The following is a 2,739-nucleotide window of genomic DNA, read 5'->3' as shown; positions in this document are numbered from 1 at the left end:
TTCGCTTCGGCTGAGCGCATTCGCAGCTCAAAACGCTCCACTGGAGCCTTTTGCCGGCTTCGCCGTCGCTGCCTTGCCGGCCCTTCGCTTCGGCTCAGGGCGTTCGCAGCTCAAAACGCTCCACTGGAGCCTTTTGCCGGCTTCGCCGTCGCTGCTCACCCATTGCCGATGAGGATGCCGGCGGCGAGCACCAGCGAACCGCCGAGCACCACCTGCAGCACCGCCTTGAAGAACGGCGTCTCCATGTAGCGGTTCTGGATGAAGGCGATCGCCCAGAGTTCGAAGAACACCACCACGGCGGCCAGCGCCGTCGCCGTCCAGAAATGCGGGATCAGGTAGGGCAGCGCGTGGCCGAGGCCGCCGACCGCGGTCATGATGCCGCAGGCAAGACCGCGCTTGATCGGCGATCCGCGCCCGGAAATCTTGCCGTCGTCATGCGCCGCCTCGGTAAAGCCCATGGAAATGCCGGCGCCGACCGAGGCCGAAAGGCCGACCAGGAAGGTCTGCCATGTATTGCCGGTGGCAAAGGCGGCGGCAAAGATCGGCGCCAGCGTCGACACCGACCCGTCCATCAGGCCGGCAAGCCCCGGCTGCACATAGGTCAGCACGAACTGCCGACGCGCGCCCTCGTCTTCCTCGGCCTTCACGTCTGCGGGCGTATGCTCGTCGCCGAGCATGCGGGCGATATCCTCATGTCCCTGTTCGGCCAGCGCCAGTTCGCCGAGCAGTTGCCGCGTGCCGGCATCCGAACACCGCTTGGTCGCCTCGACATAGAAGCGATAGGCCTGCGCTTCCATCCGCTCGGCCTCCTCGCGGATCTGATCCAGGGACAGGTTGGCCCGCAGCCAATCGGGCTTGCGCTCGTAGAAGCCAGTCACATGCTCGCGCCGGATCAGCGGAATGCGCTCGCCGAACCGCTGGCGGTGCATCTCGATCAGGTTGTTGCGATGGGTCTGCTCGACCTCGGCCATGTCCTCGAACACCTTGGCCGACTGCGGATAGGCGGCGCGCAGCTGGTCGGCATAGGCGAGATAGATCCGCGCATCGTCTTCTTCAGACGCGATGCCGAGGGCTAGGATTTCCTGTTCGCTCAGACTGTCGAAGGAGCGTTTGGCGGGACCGAAAAGACGAAGAAACATGAAGGCGGGCCTCGAGTTTTTAGAATAATTCTAACCTAGAACGGTGCCGCACCAAATTCAATGCCGATTTGATCAGGAGGGCAGGTTTCCGACAGCGGCGCTGGGCGCCGGACAGACGCGTGGACCAGGTGGTATTTTCCGCGATGAAACCGGGCACATGAGCGCAATTTATGCCAAGGAATTCAGGGCAGCCCGACATAAATCATATTTTTAGTGTTGAAAGCGGCTTTCGCGCCCGCTAGGAAGCCGCCCGACACCTGCAACAGATCCATTCGAAAACATCCCAAGGTAAAGCTTCATGAACCGCCGTAATTTCTTCAAGAAAGCGGGCGCTGCCGGGCTTGGCGCCGCCGCCTCCACAGCGCTTGCCGCCCCCGCCATCGCCCAGGAAAACCCGAAGATCACCTGGCGCATGACCTCGTCCTTCTCCAAGAGCCTGGACATCCTGTTTGCCGCCAGCGAAGACATCGCCACCAGCGTCTCGGAAGCGACCGATGGCAATTTCACCATCCAGACCTTCGCCGCCGGCGAGATCGTCCCAGGCCTGCAGGCGCTCGACGCCGTTGCCGCCGACACGGTCGAGATGGCGCATACCTGCTCCTACTACTATATCGGCAAGGACAAGGCCTTCGCGCTCGGCACCGCCGTCCCCTTCGGCCTCAATGCCCGCATGATGAATTCCTGGCTCAGCATCGGCGGCGGCACGGACATGCTGAACGCGTTTTATGCCGATCACGGCGTCTTTGCGCTGCCGGCCGGCAATACCGGTGCCCAGATGGGCGGCTGGTATCGCAAGGAAATCAAGACGATCGACGACATGAAGGGCCTGAAAATGCGCATCGCCGGCATTGCCGGGGACGTCATGTCCAAGGTCGGCGTCACCCCGCAGCAGATCGCCGGTCCGGACGTCTATGCCGCGCTGGAAAAGGGCACGATCGACGCCACCGAATTCGTCGGCCCCTATGACGACATGAAGCTCGGCTTCCAGAAGGTCGCCAAATACTACTACTACCCGGCCTGGTGGGAAGGCGGTCCGACCGTGCATGCCTTCTTCAACAAGGAGAAGTTCGAAGGGCTGCCGAAGTCCTACCAGCGCATCCTGACGGACGCCTGTGCTTCGGCCAATGCCAACATGCTCGCCCGCTACGACGCCAAGAACGCCGCCGCCCTGCGCGAACTCGTCGGCCAGGGCGTGCAGCTTCGTCCGTTCAGCTCCGAGATCCTCGATGCCTGCTTCAAGGCAAACCAGGAGGTCATGGCGGATCTGTCGGCAAAGAACGCCAACTTCAAGAAACTTTACGACAGCCAGACCGCCTTCAAAAAGGAAGCCTATCTCTGGGCCCAGGTCGCCGAATACGGCTTCGACACCTACATGATGATCCAGCAGCGTCAGGGCACGCTCTGAATCGAGCCTTTGCCCCCAAGGGTCACGGCAAGCCCGGCGCTCTGCGCCGGGCTCAGACTGCTGACAAACCCCGTCATTTTTTGGCGGGGTTTTGTTTGTGCGGTATTTGGGGCCGGTGGATCGGCTCTGGATGAGGCCGCGAGGTCTGCTGCTGCCTCACGCTGGCGCCGGTTGAGCGGCCTTGGCGAGGGCCAT

General features: G+C 62.4%; 2 protein-coding genes. One reads left to right on the top strand and one right to left on the bottom strand.

Annotation, left to right across the window (positions count from 1 at the left end; genetic code table 11):
* Nucleotides 1-155 precede the first annotated feature (155 nt).
* The gene (gene mbfA, locus J2Z17_RS25090; protein ID WP_209949585.1) at nucleotides 156-1,139 is read right to left on the bottom strand and encodes an iron exporter MbfA; all 984 of its coding nucleotides are present in this window, start codon (nucleotides 1,137-1,139) and stop codon (nucleotides 156-158) included.
* Between the two features lie 298 nt (nucleotides 1,140-1,437).
* Here mbfA and J2Z17_RS25085 point away from each other — a divergent pair, with 298 nt between their 5' ends.
* A complete protein-coding gene (locus J2Z17_RS25085; protein ID WP_209949584.1) occupies nucleotides 1,438-2,544 on the top strand; it encodes a TRAP transporter substrate-binding protein in 1,107 nt (368 codons plus the stop codon).
* Nucleotides 2,545-2,739 lie beyond the last annotated feature (195 nt).

The sequence above is a fragment of the Heterorhizobium halophytocola genome (genome assembly GCF_017873095.1).
Taxonomy (GTDB): Bacteria; Pseudomonadota; Alphaproteobacteria; order Rhizobiales; family Rhizobiaceae; genus Allorhizobium; species Allorhizobium halophytocola.
This window is presented reverse-complemented; position numbering and strand designations above follow the sequence as displayed.